Raw genomic sequence first — 25,870 nt, forward strand, 5'->3', positions numbered from 1 at the left:
AAAAAGGGTTGTGGGTAGAGCGCCGTCGCCTGCCGCTCAATACGTGGCCGTCAGCTTGAGTGCGACCGTGCGTCGGCCGAGCGTCATGCGATCCGTGCCGTTGCGCGCGGAGAGCTGATGCGCATAGGCCGATGCATCGGCACCAGTCAAAGCAGCAGACAGCGTCAGAAACTTGTTGATGGGCCGCGAGAGTTCGATGCGGTAGTCGGTAAAACTGAACGCGCTGTGGTTGCGCACGTGCTCATGGCCGATGTGCAGGCCGAGTGTGAAGTCATTCGGCAACGGCACAGCCCAGTTGGCTTCGGCGTAAGTGGAGCCGCGGCTGCCGCGGTCGATGCCGTCAGCCAGCGAATTGCCATCGAAGCCGAAGTAGTTCGACAGCGTGGTCCATAGCTTGACCGACACGCCGCGCCAGCCGGCGCCAACCATCCATTCCGTGTAGTCGTAGCCGGTGGCAGGGCCGCCGCCGATAGCCTTGTCGTAGCGTGCACCGGGATACCAGTAGCGATAGAGCCCGGTGGTCAACTCGACGCCAGGCGCAACGGTGGCGGCATAGCCGAGGTAAGTATCAACCTCAGCATGCGCGCCTGCGATGACGTGATCGCTGACTTGGGAGCTCCACACACCGGCATAGAAACCGCTTGGCGCGGTGTAATCAACGCCGGCTTGCAGGGCAGGTTTTCCCCATGTCTGGCGCAGGCCGCGCGAGACGTATTGCGAGACAACCGATGTATTGGCCGACCAGCGCTTGTCCTCGCCGGCCGGCACTTCCGCTGCCGGTGCGGGCAGCGCAGCAGCGCACGCCGCCGCCCCGCCCAGCATCGTCGCGACCTTGCGCCAGCGCATCAGGCCACCACCAGTTCATTGGCGACCAGCGGCTTGGCCGGCGCCTGCAGCGGCGATTTGCCATGCACATAGAACGCCGCATCCGAGCGCGCGAGCGGGGCCACACCGCGAATCTGGTCGGCGATCTTCTCCGCCATCATGATCGTCGGCGCATTCAGGTTGCCGGTAACGATGCGAGGCATGATCGACGCGTCGACCACGCGCAGGCCCTCCAAGCCGTGCACGCGGCCTTCGTTGTCGACCACGGCCATCGGGTCGTCTGCGGGCCCCATCTTGCAGGTGCAAGACGGATGGAGTGCGGTCTCGGCATGGCTTCGCACAAAGGCGTCGATCTCGGCGTCGGTCTGCACGCTCGGCCCGGGGCTGATTTCGCGACCGCGATATTGATCGAACGCACGCTGCGCGATGATGTCGCGCGTGATCCGCACGCCAGCGCGAAACTCGCGCCAATCCACGTCGTGCGCCATGTAGTTGAACAGGATGCGCGGCTTATCACGCGGATCGCGCGAAGCGAGCTTCACGTAGCCCGTGGATGGCGAACGCATCGAACCCACGTGGCACTGGAACCCATGCATCTTCACCGGGTTGCTGCCGTCGTAGTTCACGGCCAGCGGCAGGAAGTGGTACTGAATGTTCGGCCACTCGAAGCTGTCATCGCTGCGGATGAAGCCGCCCGCCTCGAAATGGTTGCTGGCGCCGGGACCCGTGCCGTGCATGTACCACTCCAGCCCGACCTTCGGCTTGTTGTACCAAAGCGTGTTTTCGTAGATCGACACCGGGCGCAGGCACTCGTACTGGATGTACATCTCCAGATGGTCCTGCAGGTTCTCGCCCACGCCGGGCAGATGTGCCACCGAGTGGATGCCCAGGGCGCGCAGCTCGTCGGCATTGCCCACGCCCGAGCGCTGCAGCAACTGCGGCGACGCGATGGCACCACTGGTGACGATCACCTCACGGCGCGCCCGCCACGTTTCGCGATTGCCATCCATCAGCGCCTCGACGCCCACGGCACGCGTGCCGTCGAAGATCACGCGATCGGCCAGCACGCGCGGCAACACCGTCAGCGTGGACCGCTTGCGCGCGTTGTCGAGGTAGCACAGCGATGTGCTGGCACGGCGGCCCTTGGCGGTCACGGTGCGATCCATCGGCCCCAGACCTTCCTGGCGGTAGCCGTTCAGATCGTCCGTGGCCGGAATGCCGGCTTGCTCACCGGCTTCGATAAAGGCGTGGAACAGCAGGCTGTTGTCGTGCTTGGGCGTGGTGACCTGCAGCGGGCCGGCATCGCCGTGCCAGTCGTTGGCGCCCTTGTCATACGTTTCCGATTTTCGGAAGTACGGCAGGCAGTCGGCATAGGTCCAGTCGTCCAACTGAAAATCGCTCGCCCAGCGCTCGTAGTCCATCGCGTTGCCGCGAATGAAACACATGCCGTTGATGAGCGATGAGCCGCCCAGCCCCTTGCCGCGGCCCTGCGACATGTGGCGATTGTTCATGTGCGGCTCGGGCTCGGTTTCGTAGGCCCAGTTGTACGTGGTGCCCTGCAGCGGATACGCCAGCGCCGCCGGCATCTGGGTGCGGAAATCCCAGCGGTGGTCGGGGCCGCCCGCTTCGAGCAGCAGCACGGTCACGTCCGGATCCTCAGTCAGGCGCGCAGCCAGCACGCAGCCAGCCGAGCCCGCGCCCACGATGATGTAGTCGTATTCCTGTGCGGTATTCGTGGTCAAAACATGCCCTCCCGTTCTTACTCAGCGTCCGCACCGAACCAACCCATCGGCTGCGGAGCGAGGTTGATGTAGCTGTGCTTGAGTTCGGTGTATTCGTCCAGGCCACCGCGGCCAAGCTCACGGCCGATGCCGCTGGCCTTGTAGCCGCCCCACGGCGCTTCGGGAAAGTACGGGTGATAGTCGTTGGCCCACACGGTGCCGAATCGCAGTGCGCGGGTCACACGGTTGGCGCGGTTCAGGTCGGCCGTCCACACAGCGCCGGCCAAACCGAACGGCGTGGCGTTGGCGCGGCGCACCGCTTCTTCTTCGGTGGAAAAGCGCTCAACGGTCAGCGCCGGGCCAAAGATTTCTTCGGTGGCGATCTTCATGTCGTCGCGCACGTTGGTCAGCACGGTCGGCTCGAGCCAGAAGCCTCGCTGGAATGCATCGCCTTCCGGCACCTTGCCGCCACAGCGCAGCACAGCACCTTCCTGCACGCCCGCCTGGATCATGTTGATGATCTTCTGGCGCTGGAAGGCGGATTGCACCGGCCCCATCTCCGTACCCTCAGCAAAGCCGTTGCCTACGCGGATGCGCTTGACGCGCTCGACCAGCGCATCGACTAAGCGGTCGTGGATACCGTCTTGCAGCATCAGGCGCGATCCGGCCGAGCACACCTGGCCCGCGTGGAAGAACGCCGCGTTGACTGCGTAATCGACGGCGGTATCGAAATCCGCATCGTCGAAGATGATGTTCGGGTTCTTGCCGCCCAACTCCAGGCCGATCTTCTTGAAGTTGCCGATGGCCGCGCTCATGACCGCCGCGCCGGCAACCGCGCCACCCGTGAACGAAACGAGGTCGACGTCCAGATTGCGCGACAGCTCGGCACCGGCTTCACCCGCCCCCGTGACGAGGTTGAACACGCCCGCCGGCAGGCCAACTTCAACCAGCAGCTCGGTAAAGCGGTGCGAGGTCAGCGGCGTCAGGTTGCTCGGCTTGACGATGACAGTGTTGCCCGCACCCAGCGCCGGCGCGATCTTCCATGCGGCTTGCAGCAGCGGGTAGTTCCACGGCGTGATGAGGCCGCATACGCCCACCGGCTCGCGCAGCGTGCGGCTGATGACGGTGTCCGGAGCCTCGTTAATTAGGCCGGATTCCGTGGCGACCAAGCCCGCGAAGTAGCGGAACGTCGCAGCAATGCCGTCCATGTCCCAGCGGCTTTCGATAATGGTCTTGCCGGTGTTGAGCGATTCGAGCGTCGCGAGATTCTCGGCGTCGGCGTCGATGGCGTCTGCAATGCGGTTGAGCAGGCGCGCACGCTCGCGCGCGCCAGTCTGGCGCCACGGGCCCTCGTCGAATGCTCGGCGGGCGGCAGCAATGGCGCGCTGCGCATCGGCCACGGAGGCGTCGGCGGCCTGCGTCAGGACGTTTTCAGTGGCGGGATCAACGATGTCGCGGTACACGCCGCCTTCGGGCTGCACCCACTGACCGTCGATGTAGAGATCAAGACGAGGAGCCAGCATGGCGGAACGGAAATCGGTGGAAAGGGAAGCTTGCGTCATATCCAGTACCCCTATGGATGGTGGGCGCACAAAGAAGTCGGCGCCCGAAATGCCGGCACGGTGGCGTCTTGTCAGACGCCAATCCAGTGCGGCGACCCGTAAATTCACTGATGGTGTTTTTATTTACCTTTGGAGAATTTTGGACTAGTCTAGGAAAAATTAGTTGCTTCGGGCCAATCGTTATGACCTAACACAACAGATATTCAATAAATTTCTCCTATTTATGCCGCGCTATACTGTCGCGAATCACTTCCAGTCAATCCGCCCCCATGACCGCCGCAGCACTTCCGCCGTCCGACGGCCCGCTTGATGACGACAGCTTTGCCGGCCGCCTCAAAGGTGTGCTGACACGCGGCCGCATCCAGCTCAAGCAAGTGGCGGCAGCGCTAGGCGTGTCGCCCTCGGCGGTCCACAAATGGACGCGTGGCGGCGAGATCGAATACGCCAACCTGCTGGCGTTGGCCCGCTTCCTGAACGTGAACTGGCTTTGGCTGCGCTACGGCGACCGCGCCCTGGCCGACCTTGAAGCGAGCCTGACGACCGACGCCCGCGCCCGCGAAGGCCGCCAAAAGCACATCGCCGCGATCATGGAAAGCGAGGCGCGCATGACCTTCGCGCAGGAGATTTCCGGCGTGGTCACGTGGGAGTGGAACCTGTTGACGGACGCGGTCGCCTATTCGCCGAATGTGGCGCGCCTGTTTGGCCGGCCGATCCGCACGTTGGAAGATTTCTGGCAATGCGTGCTCGCCGAGGACGTGCCCGGTGTGCAGGCCGCGGTCTCGCAGAACCTGAGTGCGGGGGGCGTCTACGAGCATGAATTCCGCATTGCGCCGGCGCCAGACGTGGTCCGCTGGATCGTCTCGCGCGCAACGCTCGTGCGTGATGCGCAGGACCGCCCGGTCAAGATGATCGGCCTGAGCCTGGACACCACGGAGCGCCACACGGCCGAAGCCGCGTTGCGTGATTCGGAGGCGCTCCTGGCCAAGGCGCAACAGATCGCACACCTCGGCAGCTGGATTTGGGAACCCGGCAGCGACGCCTGCCGCTGGACGGATGAGGCTTACCGCATCTTCGGCTGGGCGCCGCAATCCACGCCGGTGACGATGGTGCGCTATCTGGACGCCATCGTTCCCGCAGATCGCGCCCGTGTGCAGGCCGTACTGGACCGGGCCGTGGCCTCACGACAGCCGTATCGCGTCGAATACACCATCACCCTGCCCGATGGCTCGCGCCGCCACCTTCGTGAGGAAGGCGAAGCGCAGGACCCTTCTGCGGCCACGCCTACGATGATCGGCGCGGCGCAGGACATTACCGCGGAAGTGCAAGCGCAAGCCGCCTTCCGCGACAGTGAGTCCAAGCTGCGCACACTGTTCGAGCAAGCGCCGATCGGTATCGCGCAGGTGAGCCTGGAAGGCCGCTGCCTGAGCGCCAACCCGTGGTTATGCACGCTGCTGGGCCAGTCCGAAGCGGCGCTGCAGCAACGCACGCTGCTGGACCTCACACACCGCAGTGACCTCGCACGCCACCTGCGTCAATACGGCGAGTTGCTCGCCGGGTCGGTGCCCAAGTATGCGCTCACGCTGCAGTTGGTACGGGGGGACGGCTCGGCAATGCCAGTGCACATGACCACGTCCTTGGCACGCGACCCGGCCACAGAGGCACCGCTGCACATGATCGCCGTGGTCAATTTGGTGCCCGAGGCGGGCACGTCCTAGCCCACGGCGTCAGCTGACGTCGCGAACGTCAACCCCTGACATTTCCAATCCACCACGTTTTTTCCGGCACGTCTGGAGGGCCGGCATCGACACCAGAAAAACTCACAGTAAATTTCTTAACCTCCAGTAACTAATGCATCACGCGCGTGTCCCGCGCCTGACGCATACAGAACAAGGAGATCGGTTTTGGCCTCTTCCTCCGCCGCCCGCGCGGCACATCATCGACGTACGCTGCAGTGGGGTTACCGCTGGGCGCTATGGGCCGCCATCCTCTGGGGCGCCTGGTACGTACCAGGCACGGCAGTCTGGCATGAATCTCCGTTTGCCTCGATGGACCTTTCCGACCCGCGCGCCTTCCTGGTCTGTGCGGCCGTCATTACGGCGTTCCATAGCGTCATGGTGATGGTCTTCCAGTGGGTGTGGCTCGGCTCTCTTGGCAAGCTTGGCGACTACTTCCGCACCCTCGGCCAGTTTCGGAAGATCTCGCGCTGGTACTTCATTGCCGCAGTCGTCGGCGGGCTGATGGCCAACTTCGGCTCGTATCTGGCGATGGGCTATGTCGGCGCCGTGTTCGCAGCAGTGGCCGGGCTGCTGTATCCGGTGGTGGGCGCGACGGTCGCGAAGCTTTGGTACAACGAGCGCATCAGCGCGCGGGCGGCGGTGGGCATCGCCATCATCATCCTGGGCGGCGTGGCGATCTATGCGCCGGCACTGATGGCCGAATCGCACAGCGGCGGCAATCAGTGGATCGGCTACCTGGGCGGCGCCATGGCGGCGATCGGCTGGGGCCTGGAAGGGGCGATCGTGGGCCGTGCCATGGACGTGACCGACCCTGACTGCGGGGTCTCTATCCGCTACACCGCCGAGGCCATCTATTGGGTCGTCCTCATCCTGCCGGCCATCGCCCTGTTTGCGCATGTGCCCGTGCCGGTAACGGAGATTGCCTCAGGCATTGTCCACAGCAAGGCGCTGCTGTGGCTTGTCGTGGGCGGCGTCACCTTCTCGTTCTGCGCGGTGGCCTGGTACAAATCGTTCCCGCTGATCGGCGTGGGGCGCGGTCAGGCGCTGGGTGCGTTCTACGCGATGTTCGCCACCCTCTTCACCGCCATCTTCACACTGCAGTTTCCGGAGTGGTATTTCCTGATCGGGCTGGCGCTGGTGATCTTTGGCGGCTTCGTGATGGTGTCGGAAAGCTCGGAAAACCTGGAAGTGATCCGCGGCGGCGTGGCACCTGCAACCACGGAGACGCACGCATGAAACTGCATACGAAGGGCTACATCCTGCAACTGCTTGCGGGCAGCGACACGCTGTGGGACAGCGAAATCGCTCATCGCACCTGCATCGAATACGGCAAGCCCGAAGACGAATACTGGACGGGCAGCATTCGCGCCATCCTCGCGGATCTCTACTCCGGCGGCCTGGTGCAAACGGCTGAAGACACGCTGGACGAAGCCACGAACAAGGTGCACTTCCGCTACGCCATCACCGAGTTTGGCCGTCAACGCATGGCCGACACCGGCCTGCTCGACCTCGAACAGAAGGGGGCAACGCAATGACGCAATATTGGGGCTATCCGTTTGCCGATGTGCTGGCGATCGTGGTGATCGTCGGGCTGAGCGCGCTGGCGCTGTATCAGGCACGCACTTACACGAAACAACTCTGACGCTGAGCGTCGTAACAAAAACGGCCCGCAGGCTAATCAAGCTTGCGGGCCGTTTTGCTTGGGTCTCGCTTATGCGCTCAGCGCCGGATCGGACGCGCTGACACGGCCGGTCTCAACGTGACCGGCAAGGCGACGCTCGAAACCGGCATCGCTGCTGGCCGTGACGGTCAGGTCGTACCAGGCGTGCTGGCTGCGCAGGTCGAGGTACACCGACGCATCGTCACCGCCGCGCACTTCGCGCTGCACGCTCTCGCCCGTGTAGGCGCTCTTGATGGTGAAGACGGTAGGCGCGCGGCCATGGTTGATGAGACGCAGTTGCAGGTTGCCGTTGGCCACGTCGTAGCCTTCCTTCACTTCCAACGCGCGACCATGCGGACGCAGCAGGCCCGACAGCGTGAGCTTGCCGACAAAGCGGCGCAGGAAGCCGTTCGGGCCGTGCACCGTGAAGTCGTAGGCGCCGCCCGCGCTCACGGCTAGCTTGTCCGACAAGCGCTTGCCCGCTTCTACCGTGTAGGTGCGCGGCGCGTCAGGGGCGCCGGCGGCGTAGACGAGGAAAGCTGCACCCACGTCCCCGGTGTTCACGAATTCCAGCTGGAACTTGCCGGCGGCTTCATCCTGGCGGCCGCGCACGAACAGTTCGTACGGCAGGGCGCGCGACGGGCGCACACCGGCTTCCTGCTTCGGTACGGCCTGCACCAGCGGCGGCAGCGGCACGTAGCTGGCGTGGCGCAGCTTGTCCTTCGGCACGTAGGCGGCGGTGCTCGGCAATGCGGGCACCACCTCGTTGGGCGTGGCGAAGTTGAACGCGGACGTCAGATCGCCGCACACGGCGCGACGCCACTTCGAAATATTCGGCGACTTTACGCTGTGCGTGCGCTTGAAGCGCTGCTCGATGAAACGGATGATCGACGTATGGTCGAACGTTTCCGAGCACACGAAGCCGCCCTTGGACCACGGCGACACCACGAGCATCGGCACGCGCTGGCCCAGGCCGTAGCTGCCGGCGCCGTACGTGCTGTTGCCCGGGAAGTATTCGCCCGTGGTGTCGACCGTCGACAGCCCATTGCTGCCCGACGATGCGAACGGCGGGACGAGGTGATCGAAGAAGCCGTCGTTCTCGTCGTAGGTGATGAACACCGCGGTCTTGCTCCACACCTCGGGGTTGGAAGTCAGGACCTGCAAGACCTGATCGATGTACCAGGCGCCGTAGTTGGCCGGCCAGTTCGGGTGCTCCGAGAAAGCCTCGGGCGCGGCAATCCACGACACCTGCGGCAGCGTGCCGTTCTGCACGTCGCGCTTGAGGATGTCGAAGTAGCCGTCGCCGGCGGCTGCGTTGGTGCCGGTGCGCGCCTTGTCGTACAGCGGGCTGCCGGGTTGTGCATTCTGGTATTGCTTGAAGTACAGCAGCGAGTTGTCGCCGTAGTTGCCGATGTAGGCATCGCTCGTCCAGCCCCAGGAGCCTGCGGCGTCGAGACCGGTGCCGATGTCCTGGTAGATCTTCCACGAGATGCCGGCGGCTTCGAGCACTTCCGGATAGGTCGACCAGCCGTAGCCCGCTTCTGCGTTGTCGATCACGGGGCCGCCGCCGACGTTGTCGTTGCCGACATAGCCGGTCCACATGTAGTAGCGGTTCGGGTCGGTCGACGTGGGCGTCGCGCAGTGATAGGCGTCGCAGATGGTGAAGGCGTCGGCCAGCGCGTAGTGGAACGGAATGTCCTGCCGCGTCAGGTACGCCATCGTCGTCGTGCCCTTGTGCGGGACCCAGCCATCGTAACGGCCGCCGTTGACGGCAAGGTGCGTGTCATTCCAGCCGTGCGGCAGGTCTTGCAGAAACTGCAGGCCCAGATCTGGCGCGCTCGGGCGGAACGGCAGCACTTCGCCCACGCCACCGGCCATCGGCTGGTGCCAGACGCTCTTGCCGGTCGGCAGCGTGACGGTGCGCGTATCGCCATACCCGCGCACGCCACGCAGCGTGCCGAAGTAATGGTCGAACGAGCGGTTTTCCTGCATGAGGATCACGATGTGCTGCACGTCTTCGATCGTGCGGTGCGCGTTATGGGCGGGAATCGCCAGCGCCTGGCGAATGCCTTCGGGCACCGCGCCTATGGCTGCGGATGCAGCAGCCAGCTGGGCAGCGGAACGGAGAAAACCACGGCGACTGTTAGAGGTCATGTTCTCGTCCTGAATGTCTGTGTATTTTTTGGGGGGGGGGGGGGGGAACAACACGGGGCAGCGACTGACTGAACGCAACGAACAAAGTCAGTCGACGGTATGAATCACTGGCGATGCCAGGCCGTTTTGCGAGGCAACGGCATGCGGCGGCGAGGCAGGCGACACGGAAGCAGGCATGCGGCGTGAAGCGCTGGCATTTCGGTTGGCAGACACAGATGACCTCCAGATGACATCAGAGAGCCGGACTATGCTGCGCGCGCCGTCTACTCACCACGCGCTAAGGTAGAAAGGATTCATGTCGGTTACGTGAAGACGGCACGGGTCGGTTCCGTCACCCGATCTCCGTAGATCGATGGAATAGTGTTGCAATTGCGAATAATTCTCATCTACACTGCAGCGCACCAAATGGCGCCACCGCGCAGCCGATCAGGCTGTTGGCGTGGCCCACATACCTAGAAGAACGAGCCTCCCTTGCAGCCTCTCAGGGAGGGCGTAGCATTCCCGCCTGCCTCTGACGCGGCCCCTACATCTGGACCCCCTGTGCTGCAGGGCCGAGCCCCGCTCGCCTGCACACGCTCATGTCCCGTAGGAGCCCTCGTGCAACGTCGATCTGATACCGCCGCCCACACCGAAACCGCATCTGCTGCCGCCGCGGCCGGCAACCTCCGTCTTGAATCCGTTCCCGCGCTGCACGACGCCGGCGTGCAGGCCGAACATTGGTCGGCAGCGCAGCAGTTGGCACGCCGGCGGGTGCTGTCGCGCTTGCTGCAGGCGCTGTTTCGTGAAGCGCTGCTCAGCGCAGACCAACTCATCGCCGATACGCGCGCCGATGTGACCTTGCTGCCGATCTGGCAGCAGCGCGTGCTGTTGCGTTTCACCGGCTTGCGGCCAGGCGCGCTCGGTAGCTGGACACTGGCAGGCGACGTCGCCGTGCTGGCGCACGATCGCCCACCAACGCCGATTGAACGTCCGTCTGCCCTGCTCCACTGGCTCGCGCCCATGCTGGACATTGGCGATGCCGCCGACGCACAGCGCGTGGCAGCCGTTGCCCGGCTCGCGACGGAACTGGACAACAGCCAGGACAACGACACGCTCTGCCAAGCCTATAGACTGGTCTGGGGCGAGCGTCTAGCCGCCGAGCATCGCGTTGCGGCGTCGCAGGACGCGCTGGCCCGGCTCTGCGGCGATGGCACGCCGCACGCCCTGGCGCGTACCGAGCAGTGGGGCACTGGCGGCCACCCATGGCATCCGGCCTACAAGACGCGACTGGGGCTCTCGCCCGATCAGGTCATTGCGCTCTCACCGGAGTTCGAGGCGCAGGTGCCCCTCGGCGTGGTGGCCGTGGCGGCGCATCGTCTGCAGATCACGACGATGGACGATGTGCAGCCGTACGCCAATTGGTTCGCAGCGACCTTCCCCGAAGCCATGGCGGCGTTTCGCAAAGCCTTGCTGGCACGCCAGCTCGCGCCCGAAGCGTGGCTGCCGCTGCCCGTTCACCCGTGGCAGCGCGACACGACACTCGGCGAGACCTTCGCCGCTGAATTTGCCACGGGCGAACTGATCCGCCTGCCGGACATCAGCATCGTCGCCCGGCCAACGATGTCATTCCGCACCGTGGCCGCGACGGACGCGCCGGGCGGCCCGATGCTCAAGCTGCCCGTGAGCATGCGGCTGACGAGCGTCGAGCGCACCGTATCGCCCAAATCGGCAGTGATGGGGCCACGCGTGAGCGCGCTGCTGGAACGCATTCTCGCAACCGATGCAGGACTGGCGAACGTCCTGTCGATCGTGCCCGAACGCCACGGCATTCACGTGGCTGGCACGGATGACGATCGCGCCCGGCATCTGTCGATGATCGTGCGCGACAACCCGACCACGCGCATTGCCGGGACCGCGCGGCTGCTGCCGGTCGGCGCCCTCTTCACGCCGGACTTCACCGCCGACATGACGCACGCAGACGCCCCCATGCTGCTCGACACCGTGCTGGCGCGCCAAGCCGATGGCACGCGCGCCGAGCGGGCCGCGCGTTTCTTCGACGCGTACCTGCGCGTCGCCATTCCGGCCATCGTCGGCCTGTATCTGCGTTACGGCATTGCGTTGGAGGCGCATCAGCAGAACACCTTCGTCGTCATCGACGCGGCCGGCATGCCGGTGCGGCTGGTGGTGCGCGACTTTGGCGACGTGAAGATCGCGCTGCCGACGCTGCAGGCACAAGGCTTCTCGATCGAGCCCTTCCGTGCCGGCCACACCACGTATCCCGATCGGGACATTCCGCGCAAGAAGCTGATTCACGCCTTCCTGCTGTGCCATATCGGTGAACTCGCCCTGGCGCTGTTTCCCGAACACGGTAGCGCCGTCGGGCTACGCCAGTGGCATGACGCCATGCAGGCCGTGTTCGAAGCGAACCGCACAGCGCTGGATACCGACACCTGGACGCGCGAGCGCCACGCGCTGCTCGAAGCGCCATGGACGTTCAAGACGTTCGTCCGCATGCGTCTGCGCGACCAGTCTGACGACATGCACGCCGCGCTGCCCAACCCGCTGGCTGCAGCCGCTCGCGCATGAACGCGGCAACGACCGTAGACGCGTGGCGGGGGGCCATCCGGTGGCTCCTCGTCATCCAGGCTCTTTCAATGGGCGCGATGGAAATGACGGGGCCGTTCTGGCCGCTGTTCCTGCGCGAGTTGTCGCCGATACCTCATGTGCCATTCGCGTGGGTGGCGAGCGCCGCGTACTTTGCGCCGATGGCAGCCACGCTCGTCACCGCGCCATGGTGGGGCCGCTTAGCCGACCGCGTCGGGCCCAAGCCGATGATTCTGCGGGCGCTGGTCGCGCTGGCCGCGTCACAACTGTGGTCGGTCTATGCAGATTCAGCCGCAAGCGTGCTGCTGGCGCGCACGGTGCAAGGCGGGCTGGCGGGCTTCCTTGCAGCCGCGCAAATCTACGCCATGCGCGTGGCGCCATCCGACATGCGCCGGCGCGTCTTCGCCGATCTGCAGACCGTCACGGCGTGCGGCAGCTTCATGGCGCCGCCGGTCGGTGCATGGCTCGTCGCGTGGATGGGCTTCCGCATGGCCAACACGGCGGGCGCGGCGGTCATCCTGGCGTGCATTCCGCTGGCGATGTTCTGCCTACCCGCGATCAAGCGGGCTCCGAGATCCGAGCCCGAGCCGGACGCCGACACTCGCCAGGCACGTCGCGCTCCGCTGGGAGGTTTGGTGATCGGCCTGCTGCTTGGCATGGTGGCAGTGCAAGCCGCGCGCGTCATGCCGCAAAGCTTCCTTGCTCCGTATATCACCGAGACGCTGCATGGGTCGGTGATGCTGGCCGGTCTGGCCTACAGCGCCACGGCCGCGACACTGGCGTTGTCTGCGCGCTGGTGGGCGAAGCGTTTTGCGGGCCTGCCCGTGCACGTCACGCTGGGGCGCGTCTGTGCGTTGACCGCCGTCTGCGGACTTACCGCGCTCTGGCAAGGCATTGCGCAAGGGGAAGCCGCGTTCATCGCTGCGCGCCTGGCGTGGGGCCTGTGCCTTGGCGGTCTGCTGCCGGTACTCAACAGCTTGGTGGCAGAAACCAGCCCCGAAGATCGTCAAGGTTTTGCCTTGGGGTTGTGCAGCAGCGCAGCCAAGGGCGGCGCGCTCATCGGCCTGGGCGTGGCGGCGTTGTCGACCGGTCTGTTTGGGTGGCGTGCGGGCTTTGTCGCCATGGCCGCGGTGTACCTTGCAGCACTGGCAGCGCTAGTTGCGGTACGCCGCGTGGCATCACCGCGCGCAGCATCGGCGACGGTGCGCGCTCAACGCGCCTGACGTCCGGCGCGCCGCTGCAGCTGTGTCTGCTCGGCGCGCCAGGCCAGATAGCCAAGACCGAGAAACGGCCACAACCAGCCGATCCATTGCGACAGGCTGTTGAAATGGACGAAGCGCCCGAGCCGCCAGCTTTGCGCCGACACCCACGAATACGGGCTCGGCGGCAGCACGTTGGACAGAATGATCAGCGCGATCAGCAGGGCCATGGCCAGCGCACCGCGCAGCCAGCGAGGCAGGCGCACCAGCAGCACCAGTACCAGGGAGCCGACGACCAGCCCGAAACGCGCGCCCGATGAAAGCCAATCCCACGCGCCGCCCAGCGGAAACTGCAGCACCGTCGCCCCCGCCTTCACCAGCAGCGCGCCCGCCAGCGACGCAGCCAGCAGGCGCAGCATGGGCGCGCCGCGACGCATAGCCACGCTGGCCAGCAGCCCCGTGCCGATCCAGCTGCAAGCGGTGATGAGGGCTTCCAGCAGCTCCTGACGCTGCAGTGCTTCCGGGTGCGCCGTCAGCTTGTCCTGCCAGTCGAACAGCTCCGGAAACCACCCGTTGAGGAAATTGACCACAAACGCATCCGGCGATGGATCGAGCAGGATGCTGCGAATCACTCCGCCCATGCTGAAGAGGAATTCCTGCGGAAAGATCTGTGCAAACGGCCATACCAGCATCAGCAGGATCGCAAAGGTCGCATGCGGCTCGAACCAGCGGCGGCGCAGACGGCGCAGCCCGCCCCGGTCGATGAGCCGCGCTGAAAACGGCAGCATGACGATGCCGCCCAGCAGCGCGCCCAGCGTATTCGTCGCCAGATCGACGTTGGAGGACACGCGCGTTGGCAGATAAGTCTGGATCGCTTCCATGGCGCCCGACAGCAGCAGCCCCGCCAGCAGGGCCAGCAACACTGCGCGCCAGCCGGTGATGCGCGGATGCAGCGCCAGCACCGTCAGCATGCCCAGCGGCATGTAGCCCCACACGTTGGTGAGCATGTCGAAGCCGGTGTTGTAGCGCGGCAGCGGTGCGCTCAGGAAGGCAAACGGCGAGACGCCGGTGTCTGTCCAGCCGGCAAACGGATACAGGCTTGCGTAGACGACCAGCAGCACGAACCACCCCAGCCCGGCGCGTGCAAGCGGCGAGTGGCGATGCGGGGTGGGTGCAGCGGGTTGCGAGTGGAAGTCCGTCACCGGAAGCAGCTATCTAGAAGGAGGAGCGGACATGTCCGGAAGAAACCGCCCATGATAGCGTCCGATGCCGCACATCACGGATGGTTCCTCCATCCGGTGGAGAGGTCGGGTATCAGCGTCGGCGCGTGCCGAATGCAGCACCGGACGTTGCAGGCACGGTCGAGGTTGACGCCGCCAACGGCAAACCCGCCACCCAGTCGAGTACCTCGCCGATGGCCTTGTCGGACGCCTGCGTGAGCGCCGTCACCCCACCCGCAGCATCAGGGCTGGGCGCAGGCGCATCGGCCTGCACCACGCGCTGGTCGATCACGCCGCGCGCCAGCGACACCGTTGCCCGCAGCCGCACCACGCCCCGGCTGGCTTCGGGCCGGTCGAACACCTGCGAAAAGTCCACCAGCTCGATACGCAGGCTGGGCACATCGGGCGAGGGATAGCCGACCACTTGGCCGCGCGCGGCCGCCGCGTTACGCAAACGCGCGTCGAACAGGCTCACGGGTGATTCCACCCAGCGGCTGTTGGCATAGGCGTCGGTACGCTGGCTTTGCGCATAGGCGAGGCGGTAGTAGATGGCGTTGCCGTCCATCCAGCCGGGGCCGGCCACGTCGGCCACGCGCAAGGCGGTGGGCAGGCGTGCGCCTGCGCTGGTGGCCGGCGCGAGCCCAAAGTCATACAGCGCGGCGGGCGCCACCGGGGCGCTTGAGCAAGCTGCCAGAAGCGACAGCGCCATCAAAGCAGGCAGCGCGTGCGAGCGGCGGAACACAGCAGACAACATCGGCATGGAATCTCCTCAGGGCTGGGCCGAAGCGCGGGCGGCGGGCGCGGTGAAGCCGGTCTCACCGGGGCCGGGCACGCCGGGTGCGGGACCAAACAGCACACTCTGCGGCCGGGCGTTGAAGTCGGTCACGGCATGGTCGAAGCCGCGCACGGCCTGACGAGCCTCACGCGCAAAGCCGTTGAGCTGCGGCAGCGTTTCGTAGGTCAGCACATTGGCGGCGGATTGCATCGACTGCGTAGCCGTCGTCAGATCAGTCCCCGCGCCGGAAAGCGTCGTCATCAACGGCCCCTTGGGGTCGGACAGCGACTGCGTGAGCTTGCGCGTGGCCACCAGCGTGGAGTCGAGGTTATCGGCAATCTGCGGCAGACGGCGCATGGTCGGCTCAGCCTGCTGCGCGAGCGTGCTGTAGGCGTCCATCGTCTTCTGGAACGATTGCAGCGACGCCGTGATCTGCTGGCGGTGCTCGTCGTCAAACATAATCGACAGCGAGTTCAGCGTCTGATCGAGCTTGGAGAGCATCTGGTCGCCGCGTTTGTCCAGCTCATCGAGGAACCCGGCTTCCATGCGGATGCGCGCGGGGTTCTTTTCCGACGTGGCGAGGTGCACGGGGTTGGGCGCCCGCTTGCTGTTGTCGAAGCCGCGATCGTCAAGCTGCACATAAGCGAGGCCCGTTACGCCCTGGTACGCGAGGCGGCCATACGTCGTGGTGGTGATAGGTGCATCCTTGTCGACCAGCACGCGCACCACGATCTGCCCGGGCACCTTGTCGTCAAAGCGGATGCTGTCGACCTTGCCGACATCCAGGCCGCGGTACTTCACGGAAGCCTGCGGGTTCAGCCCATTGACGGTCGAACGCGTGACCACCTCGTACGGCACGCGCACGGTCTGGTCACGGTTGAACCACATCACCGCCAGCCCGATGAAGATGACCAGCCCAATCGTAAACAGCCCGGCCAGGAATGCGTGGGCTTTGTTTTCCATCAATCCTCCTGCGTCGAAAGCGAGGCTGCAGCCACCGCCTCCGTCATCTGCGGGCCCAATGCCATCAAGGCCCGTTTGCCCCGTTCACCCAGGAAGTATTCCTTGATGAACGGATGATCGATCTGAATGATCTGGTCCAGCGGCTTGGCCGCCAGCACCTTGCGATCCGCCAGCACGGCAATGCGGTCGGACAGCGCAACCAGTGTGTCGAGATCGTGCGTCACCATCACCACGGTCAGGCCCAGCTCCTGGCGCAATTCGCGGATGAGCGCAACGTAATCGTCCGACGCGCGCGGGTCCAGCCCAGCCGTCGGCTCGTCCAGAAACACCAGCTCCGGCTCCAGCGACAAGGCCCGTGCCAGCGCCACGCGCTTGATCATGCCGCCCGACAGGTCCGACGGCATCTTGTCGGCATCGGTCGATTTGAGCCCCACCATCTGCAGCTTGAGCATCGCCACGCGCTGGACGAACGCGTCGGGCAGTGTGCGCAATTCACGCATCGGCAACGCCACGTTGTCGATCACGGACAGCGCCGAGAACAGCGCGCCGTGCTGGAACTGCATGCCCCAGCGGTTGCGCATCGACTGCAGATCGTTGCCCACCTGGCAGGTCAGCTCTTCGCCAAAGATGTGGATCGTGCCCGAGGTGGGTTTCTCCAGCCCCACCACCTGGCGCAGCAGCGTCGTCTTGCCGCTGCCCGAGCCGCCCACGATGGAAAGCACCTCGCCGCGAAATACGTCCAGATCGATGTTGTCGAGCACGGTCACCTTGCCGTAGCGCTTGGTGACGCTGCGCACCTCGATCACGCGTTCGCGCGCGGGCGTGATCGCCGGCGGGGCCGCGGCATGCTCGATATGCGGATGGCGGGGGCGCGTCATATCCCAACGTCCTTGAAGAGGATGGCGAACACGGCATCGGCGAGGATGACGATGGTGATCGACACCACCACCGACGTGGTCGTGCCCTCGCCCAGGCTCTGCGTGTTGGGCTGGATGCGCAGACCGAAGTGGCACGCCACCAGCGCAATCAGCATGCCGAACACCACGCCCTTGCCGATGCCGAGCCACAGGTTGGCCACCGGCACCGCATCGGGCAGCGAGGTAATGAAATACGTCGGACTGATATCGAGCTGGAACTTGGCCGCAAGAATGCCGCCGGCCAGCGCCAGCAGATCCGTCCACGCCACCAGCAGCGGCATGGCAATCGCCAGCGCAATCACCTTGGGCAGAATCAGCCGAAAACCGTGGGAGATGCCCATCACGCGCATCGCATCCAGCTCTTCGGTCACCCGCATCACGCCGATCTGCGCAGTGATGGCCGACCCCGAACGCCCGGCCACCAGGATCGCAGCCAGCACCGGCCCAAGCTCGCGGATGATGGCCATCCCCAAGATGTTGACGATGAAGATGCTGGCCCCAAACACGCGCAACTGGTTGGCCGACAGATAGCTCAGCACGATGCCGATCAGGAAGCCCACCAGCGCCGTAATGCCCAGCGCCTTGTAACCCGTGCTGTAGATGTTGGCGGAGATCTCGCGCCACGGCCCGCGATGCGGCGCGCGCATGAACCTGCCGAAGTCGAACATCAGCTGACCAACCATGGCGATCCCGTTGCGGGCGTGATCGAAAAAATCGAGCATGCCCTCGCCGAGGATCGCCACCGGGTTCATGCGCGGCGCCAGGCGCTGCTTCCAGCCGCCCGGGTCAAGCTTGGCAACGCGATCGAGCATGCGGCGCTGGTCGGGCCGGGCATCCAGATGTTCGGGCCACTGGTTGCCCCAGGCGCGCCAGAGCAGTTGCGCGCCAAAGTGGTCGATTCGGCCAACTTCGGTCAGGCACCACGCGTTCGCGTTATCCAGCCCGGCGCGGATCTGCTGGCGCGCGCTGCGCACGCCTGCGCGCTCGGCCAGCGCGAGCGTGGTCCAGTCGCCGGAAAGAAAGGCGACGGAGCGTCCATCGACAACGCGCACCTCAAGCTGCGGTGTACGGCAGGTGATCAAACGGTTCTCCGTAAGCGGTGATGCCGGATATCGGTCGAATTGTAGCCAACGCGCCGCCAAACGCTGTCACACTGGCTGCCACACTGTGAGGCCTTTGCATCGCTTGAAGCAAGCGCCAGTCCCGTGTTTGCAGCGCCGCTCGTACAATGCGCGCATTCTTAGCGCGAACTTGATCGCCCTTTTTTTTATGTCTCTTGCCGAACCCTCCGCGCGGTGGCGCGTTGCGCGCGAGCGCATCCAGCCCAGCGGCCCGGCTGCCGGCTGGCCTGTCGATGTGGTTGAGACCACCGGCTCCACCAGCGCCGACCTGATGGCCGCCGTGCGTGATGCCGCCTGGCCTGCCGACGCAGCACCGCCGGCCCACGCCGGCACCGCTCCACTGCTCGGCGCGCGCGTGCTGGCCGCTCAACGCCAGACCGCCGGCCGCGGCCGGCAAGGCCGCCCATGGGGTGGCGACCACGGCCTGACCTTCTCCGTCGCCTGCGCCTTCGCGAGCGAGCCCGCGCAGCTAGGCGGCCTGAGCCTGGCCGTGGGTGTAGCCGTGGCCGACGCCGTGGCTGGGTACGCGGAAGCCCGGGGCGGCAGCGGACAGGCACTCGCACTGAAATGGCCCAACGATGTGCAAATTGCGGGGCGCAAGCTAGCCGGCATCCTGGTCGAAACCGTGCGGAAGGAAGCGGGCCAGACCTGGGCCGTCATCGGCATCGGCTTGAACCTGGAACGACCGCGCGTGCTGGAGACCACGCTGGGCCGTGGCCTGTCGGGCGTGGAAGAACTGGTGGATGCGCCGGAACCGAATGCCGTGTTCTCGGCACTGCTCACGTCGCTGGGTGAACACCTGCAGCGCTTCGGCGCCCAGGGCCTGGCGCCGTTCGTTACGCCGTTTGCCGCCCGCGATGCCTTTGCCGGAGAGCGCGTGCGCCTGTGGCAGGACGGCACGGTTGTGCTCGAAGGCGTCGCGCATGGTATCGACGTGCAAGGCCGCCTGGCGATTGAGTCGGGCGGACGTGTGCAATGGGTCCACAGCGGCGAGGTCTCCTTGCGTAGCGCAGACGCGGAGCAGCCATGACACGCCTGAAGGTCTCGGCCGCGCACGCTGCCCCCGCCCGTCCGCTGTTGCTAATCGACGCGGGGAATACGCGCATCAAATGGGCGTGGATTGCCGGCGGTGCCGACGCCGAACTCGCCCTGCCCGAAGAACCCGGCGGCACACCCTGGCAGCATGCCGGCGCCCGCGCCCACGATCGATTGGCAGAATTGGTGGAAGACTGGCGCGATTGCCACGCCTCCGGCGTTGCCCCACCCGAGGTGTGGATCAGCGCGGTGGCCGGCCCGGCATTGCGCGATGCACTTACTGCGCGCATCGCCCGCGTGTTCGACGGGGCGCGCGTGCGCATTGCCGCGTCGGAAGATGCTACCGCTGGGCTGCGCAATGGGTATCGCGACCCAACGCAGCTTGGCACTGACCGGTGGGTCGGCGCGGTCGGCGCACGCCACTTGTGGCCCGACACGGCCCTGCTGCTGGTCACGGCAGGCACCGCCACCACACTCGACATCGTCACGCCCGATGGCCTGTTTGCCGGCGGCCTGATCCTTCCCGGCCTCACGTTGATGATGCGCGCGCTGTCACGCAACACGGCGCAGTTGCCCGAAGTCGATGTCAGCTACCTGAGTGCGGGCGACGTCGTTGCGCCGCCCTGGGCCGACAACACGCAGGACGCCATCGCGCTGGGCTGCGTCACCGCCCAGGCGGGCGCAATTGCACAGACCTGGATGGCACTGCAAAAGCAATACCCCGGCCCGGCACGCTGCGTGCTGAGCGGCGGAGCACGCGCCGCGCTGGGGCCGCATCTGCGCATGCCGTTCCAGATGCACGATAATCTCGTGCTGCTCGGCTTGCAGGTGCTGGCGCGCGCGCGCCAGGAAGGTGCCGCGACGCTGGCGTAGTCTCACTTGGCCGCGCTGTCTTCGTCTGACGTCTTACCGTTGTTGCTGCTGTGTTCCTGCATTCCGAACCACCGTCCGAATCCACGTCCGTTCGCACCATGACGCTTCGCCTCGCCCTGCTGCTCCTGCTGCTCGTCAACGGCGTTCTGCTCGCGGCCAATACCGGCGTGTTCGGGCCCGAAGTGTCCAAGGCGTGGTTCGAGAGCGAACGCGAGCCTGACCGGATGCGCCGCCAGATCCGCACCGACGAGATCCGTATTCTCGAACCAGCACCCGCTTCCGCACCGGCTGCCGCCGCACCGAAATGGGCGCCGGACTCGGCGCCGTCGGCTTCCTCGCCCGCCGCATCGGGCCCGCAGACGCACATCGAGCGTACGGCTCTGACCACCGCCGGCACCGCTGAAAGCGGCGGCAGTTGCACCGAGCTGGGCGGCCTGACCGAAGCACAGGCCACGCGCGGCATCGATCAGCTCAAGCAACTGGCAGGCGTGCAGGTTGAGCGCATCACGCGTCAGGAAGACAACCGCTGGTGGGTCCACATGCCGGCCCGCGACACGCGCGACGACGCCGATCGCAAGGTGGCAGAACTCAAGCGCCGCAACGTGGCAGATTCAGCCATCGTGCAGGAAGGCAATACGTTTGTGGTGTCGCTGGGCTTGTTCCGCGACAAGGAGCGCGCGCAGCAGCGTCTGGATGAACTGCGCGCCAAGGACGTGCGCACCGCCGTGGTCACGCAAACGCGCCGGCTCGGCTCACAGACCTCGCTGCGCGTGACCACCACCGCCGATGCGGCTTCGAGCGTCGCAGCCCAACTGGCCGCCCTCAAGAAGACCCTGGGCGCCGAAGACCTGCACGCTTGCGCGGCGGTCACGGCATCGCGCTAAGCGTTCAGGACGTCGCGCGCACGCGCTTGAGCAGCGCCGTCGTCGAGCGGTCATGCTCGAACGGAATCGCCAGCGCCGTACCGCCCCAGCTACGCACGACCCGCGTTTCTTCCAGCGCATCGATGTCGTAGTCGCCGCCCTTGACGTAGATGTCGGGACGCACGCGCTGGATGAGTTCGACCGGCGTGCGCTCGGCAAACAACACCACCAGACTCACCGCTTCCAGCGCAGCCAGCACGGCCAGGCGGTCGGCCTGCGTGTTGAGCGGGCGGTCATCACCCTTGCCCAGCATCCGCACCGAGGCATCGGTGTTCACGCCCACCACGAGCGACGCGCCCAACGCACGCGCCTGCGCCAGATATGTGGCGTGACCACGATGCAGGATGTCGAACACGCCGTTGGTGAAGACCACTGGGCGCGGCAAGGCGCGCACGCGGGCTTCCACATCGGCGGAGTCGCAGATCTTCTGTTCAAAGGCGGGCGCAGGCTGGCGAGCGGTCATGACGAAAGCGAAATCGGGGTGGAAAACAAAACGGCCCATCGAATCGATGGGCCGCTGGCTGCCAGTGGCAAGGATCAGGCAGCTTGTTCGGTCGAGCCGAGCAGACGTGCGTTGAGTTCCTTGCGGTAGCGGTTCAGGTCTTGCACGGTTTCGAAGGTGCGCTCGAACAGCAGACCCATGTTGTGCAGGATGCGCTCGATGACCTTCTTTTCCCAGCCGGCGTCGAACTTGATCTGCTCGTCCAGCCAATGCTCCAGCCAATCCGGGTTCGGCAGGCGCGACTGCACCGTGTCTTGCGGGAACAGCGCCTTGTTGACGTGCAGGTTGGTCGGGTGGAGCGGCTTCTCGGTGCGGCGCGCCGAGGCCATCAGCACGCCGATCTTGGCGAATGCGCTGCGTGCGCTGTCGCCAAACTGGCCGAGGTACTTCTTCATGTAACGCAGGTAGGCGCCACCGTGGCGGGCTTCGTCCTGCGACAGATGCTTGTAGATCGCCTTGATGACCGGCTCGGTGTGCCATTCGGAGGCACGGCGGTACCAGTGGTTCAGGCGGATCTCGCCGCAGAAGTGCAGCATCAGCGTTTCCAGCGGCGGAGCCGGATCGAACTCGAAACGCACGTTGTGCAGCTCTTCTTCGGTCGGCACGAGGTCCGGGCGGAAGCGGCGCAGATATTCCATCAGCACCAGCGAGTGCTTCTGCTCTTCAAAGAACCACACGCTCATGAACGCCGAAAAATCGGAATCGTGGCGATTGTCACGCAGGAACATCTCGGTGGCAGGCAGGGCGGACCACTCGGTGATGGCATTCATCTTGATGGTCTGCGCTTGCGCGTCGGTCAGCAGCGACACATCGAACGTGTCCCACGGAATATCCTTTTCCATATTCCAGCGGACCGCTTCCAACGACTTGAACAATTCGGGATAGAGCATGGTAAGCCTTTGAATTTGCAGGCGGATTCTAGCAGACATGCTTGACCAGCCCCCGTTTTTCATGGTTGCCGGAGCAAAGTTCTGTGTCTGCCCGTTTCCTCGTGACAACAGGCCTGCCAACGCCACTACCGCGACGTGGCTTGGCGACCCCCTCACGCGCGATGCGGTTGCGCGTTGTCTCGCGGTACGCCGCGATGTGATCGACAGCACGCCGGCCGTCGTCTCTTGTGTCGGACCGGGCACCGCCCGGCAAGGTTTCCAGTATAGGAAGCGCTGCAATTCGTGCGGCGAATGGCGCGCCACGCATACCGCACATTTCCCCTGGGGCGACTCCGGGGCGTTATACCCTAGACTGAAGACAAGTTCCGGCTCGCCAGCTGAGCGTCCGCTTTTGGAGATTCGCCATGTTGTTTTCTGCCACCGTTTCCACGCGTCGCCCACGCCTGCAATTGCACGCGTCGGGGGTGCTGCGTCGACATCATCTGTTGATGATCGCCATTGCGATTGCCATTGCCGTGATCGCCTTGCTGCTGCCGCGCACGGGGCATGCTGCCGCTTCGGGCGCCGCACCTCTCGTGCCAGGACCGGCTGCCGCAAGCGCCTGCCCGGCCAGCCTGAACTTTCGCGTCAAGCGCCTGCAGGACGATGCGCCGCAAGACCTCTGCCAATACGCCGGCCGCGTCGTGCTGGTGGTCAACACCGCCAGCTATTGCGGCTACACCCACCAGTACGAAGGGCTCGAAGCGCTCTACGCGAAGTACCGCGACAAGGGCCTGACGGTGCTGGGTTTTCCGTCCAACGATTTCCAGCAAGAGCCCGGCAATAGCAAGCAAATCGCCGACTTTTGCTACAACACGTATGGCGTGAAATTTCCGATGTTCTCGAAGACGGCGGTGATTGGCGCGGATGCGTCGCCGCTGTACTCGTGGCTCGCAACGCAGACGGGCCAGCCGCCCAAATGGAACTTCCACAAATACCTGCTGGACCGCACCGGCCGCGTGGCGGCGGTGTTCCCGAGCAGCGTCGAGCCGAGCGACCCCGCGCTCATCAAACGCATCGATGCGCTGTTGGCTGAACCCTCGACACGCTCATCGCGCTGATCAGGCCGCGCGCATCGTGTCCGGAATCGCGCCGTACAGGAACGCCGCCAACTCGTCGCGGCGGGCCTGCACATCGCGCTCGCCCAGGTCGATCAGTTCCTGCGTGAACTCAGGTTCGAAGAGCAGATAGCTGGCGAATGCCGCACCGCGCGCCTCGGTGCCGCCCAACGGCTTGAGGAGCGCACGCACCGTGCCCGGCAGGCGCTGCACGTGGCGCGAGGCGATCAGCTCGATGCGCTCGGACGGCGCCATCACCAGCACTTCGATCTTGCGCCAGCCGTCGCGCGCGTCGGCAATCTCGGGGTTGCGGGCCACCACTGCGTTGACGTGCTGCAGCCGTTCGATATCGGCCGAGAGCCCGTCGAGAAAGATGCTCGCCAGCGCCTGCCCCGCGATCTGCGCGAGCGACGGATAGCCGGACGCCGGCACCGTGTCGTACCAGCCCGGCTGCGAGCGAGACGCGGCGCCCACCACCAGAATGCGATTCGCGCCCAGATGAATGGCCGGGCTCAACGGCGACATCTGGCGCATCGTGCCGTCACCGAACCATTCGTCGTTACCTTCGAGCGGCACTGGCTCGGCCGGAAAGATGAACGGGATGCTCGACGACGCGAGCATGTGCGACACGCCAATCTGGTCTGATACCGCAATCCGCTGCGAACGCCGCCACGGCAGCACCACGTGCGGCGATTGATAGAACGTGACGTGACGCCCTGTGGTGTAAGACAGCGCGGTGATGGCCAGCGCGCGCAGCGCTCCAGCCTCGAATGCGGCTTGCACCTGCTGCCCGTCGTGTTGCGACTCGAGCAGTTCACGCAGCGGCGTATTGTCGAACAGCGCGCGCGGCGTGCGGCCGGTCATCCAGCCGAACGCCAGTGCGGTCAGCCACCGCGCACCGCTCGAGCCCACGCGGCCGACGTCCGTGCGATAGACACGATCGGCGTGCAGACTGCCCCAGAGCTGGGTGAGCGCCTCGGTGGCGAGCGTGAAATCCTGCGCACCGCGTGCGAGGCCCAAACTGTTGATGGCCCCCGCCGACGTACCGCAAATGACGTCGAACGGCGTGCGTGCCACGCCCGGCGCATACTCCCGCGCCAACCCCGCGATGCCGCGCAGCACACCAACCTGATAGGCGGCCCGCGCGCCGCCGCCCATCATCAAGAGTGCAGTGCAATCTGGCGACATCGATCAGGGCGTGTCGTTGGTCGGCTTGCGCGGCGCTGGTTTCGCCGGCGCTTTCTTGGCAGCCGCCTTCCTGGTGGCTGGCTTGCCCGAGTTGCCGCCAGGCGTCTTGGCGGCCGGCTTCTGCGCTGGCTTGGAGGCGGCGCGCTTGGGCTTGGGCGGCGCCGTCTTGTCTTCGATGTCTTCCGGCGCCGCATCCAACCCTTCTGCGCCCGGAGCCCCCGCAAACCCGGGGAAGCCTCCGGGGAAGCCCGGCATCAAGTTCTGCGGCATCGGCATGGCGGCGGCAGCCGAACTGGCGATCTGGTTGAACTGCTGCTGCAGCATGTTCCACCACGGCGCGGGATCCAGCGCAGCCGCGGCGGCACGTGCAGCAGCTTGCGCCTGCGCAGCGGCTTGGGCCTGGGCATTTTCGGCGCGGGCTTCGGCTTGGTCGTCGTCCATGTCTTCTTCTGCCTCGGCCTCGTCTTCGGTCGGCGGCTCATCTTCGGCCGGCTTGGCTGTGGCAGCGGTGTGCGGCCAGGCGGGCTTGGACGCTTCATCGGGGGACGACGAAGAGGAGGACGCATCCGGCGTCAGGCTGTCGAACGCGGACTTCATGGCGTCGGGCGACAGCGCGGAGCCGAAGGTCTGCAAGGCCACCAGCGTGGCGCGCTGCACCTCCAGGCCCTGGATTGCCGTGCGCAGCAGGCTGGCGTTCAGTTGCAGCCAGCTCTCAACAGCGCGCAGGTCATGGATGCGCTTGTCGATTTCCTCGAGATCCATCGGCGGCGCGGCAAAGCTGGCCATGTTGGGCATGCCGCCAGCGGCCATCCCGGCAAAGCCGCCGCCCCACAGCTTGCGCAGAAATTCGAAACCGCCTTCGGCGAAATTGGGCATCTGGGTGAACATGGTGTCTCCTACAAATCGGTCGGGGTCGGGCATGCAGG

Annotated in this window: 22 protein-coding genes; 9 read left to right on the forward strand and 13 right to left on the reverse strand. The window is 65.6% G+C overall.

What is annotated here, in order from left to right:
• Positions 1–36: 36 nt before the first annotated feature.
• From BM136_RS17670 to BM136_RS17680, 3 genes are read right to left on the reverse strand one after another with little or no spacing between them, the layout of a single operon-like run.
• Positions 37–846 carry a TorF family putative porin gene (locus BM136_RS17670; RefSeq protein ID WP_092973543.1) on the reverse strand — a complete coding sequence of 270 codons (810 nt, stop codon included), beginning with the start codon at positions 844–846 and terminating at the stop codon, positions 37–39.
• Positions 846–2,567, reverse strand: a complete 1,722-nt coding sequence (betA, locus tag BM136_RS17675; RefSeq protein ID WP_092973545.1) for a choline dehydrogenase — start codon at positions 2,565–2,567, stop codon at positions 846–848. Before betA ends, BM136_RS17670 begins: the two co-directional genes overlap by 1 nt.
• Positions 2,568–2,584: 17 nt before the next feature.
• The gene (locus BM136_RS17680; protein ID WP_254775693.1) at positions 2,585–4,108 is read right to left on the reverse strand and encodes an aldehyde dehydrogenase family protein; all 1,524 of its coding nucleotides are present in this window, start codon (positions 4,106–4,108) and stop codon (positions 2,585–2,587) included.
• A 269-nt stretch (positions 4,109–4,377) separates the two neighbouring features.
• Between BM136_RS17680 and BM136_RS17685 the strand changes: the two genes are divergently transcribed.
• The 3 genes from BM136_RS17685 to BM136_RS17695 all read left to right on the forward strand — a co-directional run bounded on the left by BM136_RS17685 (position 4,378) and on the right by BM136_RS17695 (position 7,379).
• Positions 4,378–5,823, forward strand: a complete 1,446-nt coding sequence (locus BM136_RS17685; protein ID WP_175537160.1) for a helix-turn-helix domain-containing protein — start codon at positions 4,378–4,380, stop codon at positions 5,821–5,823.
• Between the two features lie 186 nt (positions 5,824–6,009).
• Positions 6,010–7,080: a DMT family transporter gene (locus BM136_RS17690; protein ID WP_092973547.1), complete on the forward strand. Its 1,071-nt coding sequence runs from the start codon at positions 6,010–6,012 to the stop codon at positions 7,078–7,080.
• Positions 7,077–7,379, forward strand: coding sequence for a hypothetical protein (locus tag BM136_RS17695; protein WP_092973549.1), 303 nt, complete (start codon positions 7,077–7,079; stop codon positions 7,377–7,379). Before BM136_RS17690 ends, BM136_RS17695 begins: the two co-directional genes overlap by 4 nt.
• 176 nt (positions 7,380–7,555) lie before the next feature.
• On the opposite strand, the gene BM136_RS17700 is transcribed toward BM136_RS17695, so the two are convergent.
• Positions 7,556–9,658 carry a phosphocholine-specific phospholipase C gene (locus tag BM136_RS17700; protein ID WP_092973551.1) on the reverse strand — a complete coding sequence of 701 codons (2,103 nt, stop codon included), beginning with the start codon at positions 9,656–9,658 and terminating at the stop codon, positions 7,556–7,558.
• Positions 9,659–10,255: 597 nt separating this feature from the next.
• Between BM136_RS17700 and BM136_RS17705 the strand changes: the two genes are divergently transcribed.
• The gene (locus BM136_RS17705) at positions 10,256–12,223 is read left to right on the forward strand and encodes an NRPS-independent rhizoferrin synthetase (protein ID WP_092973553.1); all 1,968 of its coding nucleotides are present in this window, start codon (positions 10,256–10,258) and stop codon (positions 12,221–12,223) included.
• Positions 12,220–13,464, forward strand: a complete 1,245-nt coding sequence (locus BM136_RS17710) for a rhizoferrin export MFS transporter (RefSeq protein WP_092973555.1) — start codon at positions 12,220–12,222, stop codon at positions 13,462–13,464. Before BM136_RS17705 ends, BM136_RS17710 begins: the two co-directional genes overlap by 4 nt.
• Here the strand turns inward: BM136_RS17710 and BM136_RS17715 are convergent.
• The 5 genes from BM136_RS17715 to BM136_RS17735 all read right to left on the reverse strand — a co-directional run bounded on the left by BM136_RS17715 (position 13,452) and on the right by BM136_RS17735 (position 18,397).
• Positions 13,452–14,651 carry a VanZ family protein gene (locus BM136_RS17715; protein ID WP_092973557.1) on the reverse strand — a complete coding sequence of 400 codons (1,200 nt, stop codon included), beginning with the start codon at positions 14,649–14,651 and terminating at the stop codon, positions 13,452–13,454. The genes BM136_RS17710 and BM136_RS17715 overlap by 13 nt on opposite strands.
• Positions 14,652–14,754: 103 nt before the next feature.
• The gene (locus tag BM136_RS17720) at positions 14,755–15,420 is read right to left on the reverse strand and encodes an ABC-type transport auxiliary lipoprotein family protein (RefSeq protein WP_092973559.1); all 666 of its coding nucleotides are present in this window, start codon (positions 15,418–15,420) and stop codon (positions 14,755–14,757) included.
• A 9-nt stretch (positions 15,421–15,429) separates the two neighbouring features.
• Positions 15,430–16,398: an MlaD family protein gene (locus BM136_RS17725; protein WP_092973561.1), complete on the reverse strand. Its 969-nt coding sequence runs from the start codon at positions 16,396–16,398 to the stop codon at positions 15,430–15,432.
• Positions 16,398–17,276 (reverse strand): ABC transporter ATP-binding protein, encoded by an 879-nt coding sequence (locus BM136_RS17730; RefSeq protein ID WP_092973563.1) that lies wholly within the window; start codon positions 17,274–17,276, stop codon positions 16,398–16,400. The genes BM136_RS17725 and BM136_RS17730 overlap by 1 nt, the downstream gene beginning before the upstream one ends.
• The gene (locus BM136_RS17735) at positions 17,273–18,397 is read right to left on the reverse strand and encodes an MlaE family ABC transporter permease (protein ID WP_092973565.1); all 1,125 of its coding nucleotides are present in this window, start codon (positions 18,395–18,397) and stop codon (positions 17,273–17,275) included. Before BM136_RS17735 ends, BM136_RS17730 begins: the two co-directional genes overlap by 4 nt.
• Before the next feature lie 187 nt (positions 18,398–18,584).
• Here BM136_RS17735 and BM136_RS17740 point away from each other — a divergent pair, with 187 nt between their 5' ends.
• From BM136_RS17740 to BM136_RS17750, 3 genes are all read left to right on the forward strand, one after another.
• A complete protein-coding gene (locus BM136_RS17740; RefSeq protein WP_092973567.1) occupies positions 18,585–19,466 on the forward strand; it encodes a biotin--[acetyl-CoA-carboxylase] ligase in 882 nt (293 codons plus the stop codon).
• A complete protein-coding gene (locus tag BM136_RS17745; RefSeq protein ID WP_092973569.1) occupies positions 19,463–20,344 on the forward strand; it encodes a type III pantothenate kinase in 882 nt (293 codons plus the stop codon). Before BM136_RS17740 ends, BM136_RS17745 begins: the two co-directional genes overlap by 4 nt.
• A gap of 98 nt (positions 20,345–20,442) precedes the next feature.
• Complete coding sequence (locus tag BM136_RS17750) at positions 20,443–21,228, forward strand: SPOR domain-containing protein (protein ID WP_092973572.1); 786 nt, start codon at positions 20,443–20,445, stop codon at positions 21,226–21,228.
• A gap of 4 nt (positions 21,229–21,232) precedes the next feature.
• On the opposite strand, the gene rfaE2 is transcribed toward BM136_RS17750, so the two are convergent.
• Positions 21,233–21,730 (reverse strand): D-glycero-beta-D-manno-heptose 1-phosphate adenylyltransferase, encoded by a 498-nt coding sequence (gene rfaE2 / locus BM136_RS17755; RefSeq protein ID WP_092973785.1) that lies wholly within the window; start codon positions 21,728–21,730, stop codon positions 21,233–21,235.
• Positions 21,731–21,804: 74 nt separating this feature from the next.
• The gene (locus tag BM136_RS17760) at positions 21,805–22,659 is read right to left on the reverse strand and encodes a ferritin (RefSeq protein WP_092973574.1); all 855 of its coding nucleotides are present in this window, start codon (positions 22,657–22,659) and stop codon (positions 21,805–21,807) included.
• Positions 22,660–23,063: 404 nt separating this feature from the next.
• Between BM136_RS17760 and BM136_RS17765 the strand changes: the two genes are divergently transcribed.
• On the forward strand, positions 23,064–23,759 hold the full coding sequence (locus BM136_RS17765) for a glutathione peroxidase (RefSeq protein ID WP_092973576.1): 696 nt from the start codon (positions 23,064–23,066) through the stop codon (positions 23,757–23,759).
• Here BM136_RS17765 and BM136_RS17770 read toward each other — a convergent pair whose 3' ends face one another.
• Positions 23,760–24,944: a patatin-like phospholipase family protein gene (locus BM136_RS17770; RefSeq protein ID WP_175537162.1), complete on the reverse strand. Its 1,185-nt coding sequence runs from the start codon at positions 24,942–24,944 to the stop codon at positions 23,760–23,762.
• 3 nt (positions 24,945–24,947) lie between these two features.
• The gene (locus BM136_RS17775; protein ID WP_092973580.1) at positions 24,948–25,832 is read right to left on the reverse strand and encodes a PhaM family polyhydroxyalkanoate granule multifunctional regulatory protein; all 885 of its coding nucleotides are present in this window, start codon (positions 25,830–25,832) and stop codon (positions 24,948–24,950) included.
• Positions 25,833–25,870: the final 38 nt, after the last annotated feature.

Origin of the sequence: Ralstonia sp. NFACC01 (genome assembly GCF_900115545.1) — a bacterium.
GTDB lineage: Bacteria > Pseudomonadota > Gammaproteobacteria > Burkholderiales > Burkholderiaceae > Ralstonia > Ralstonia mojiangensis.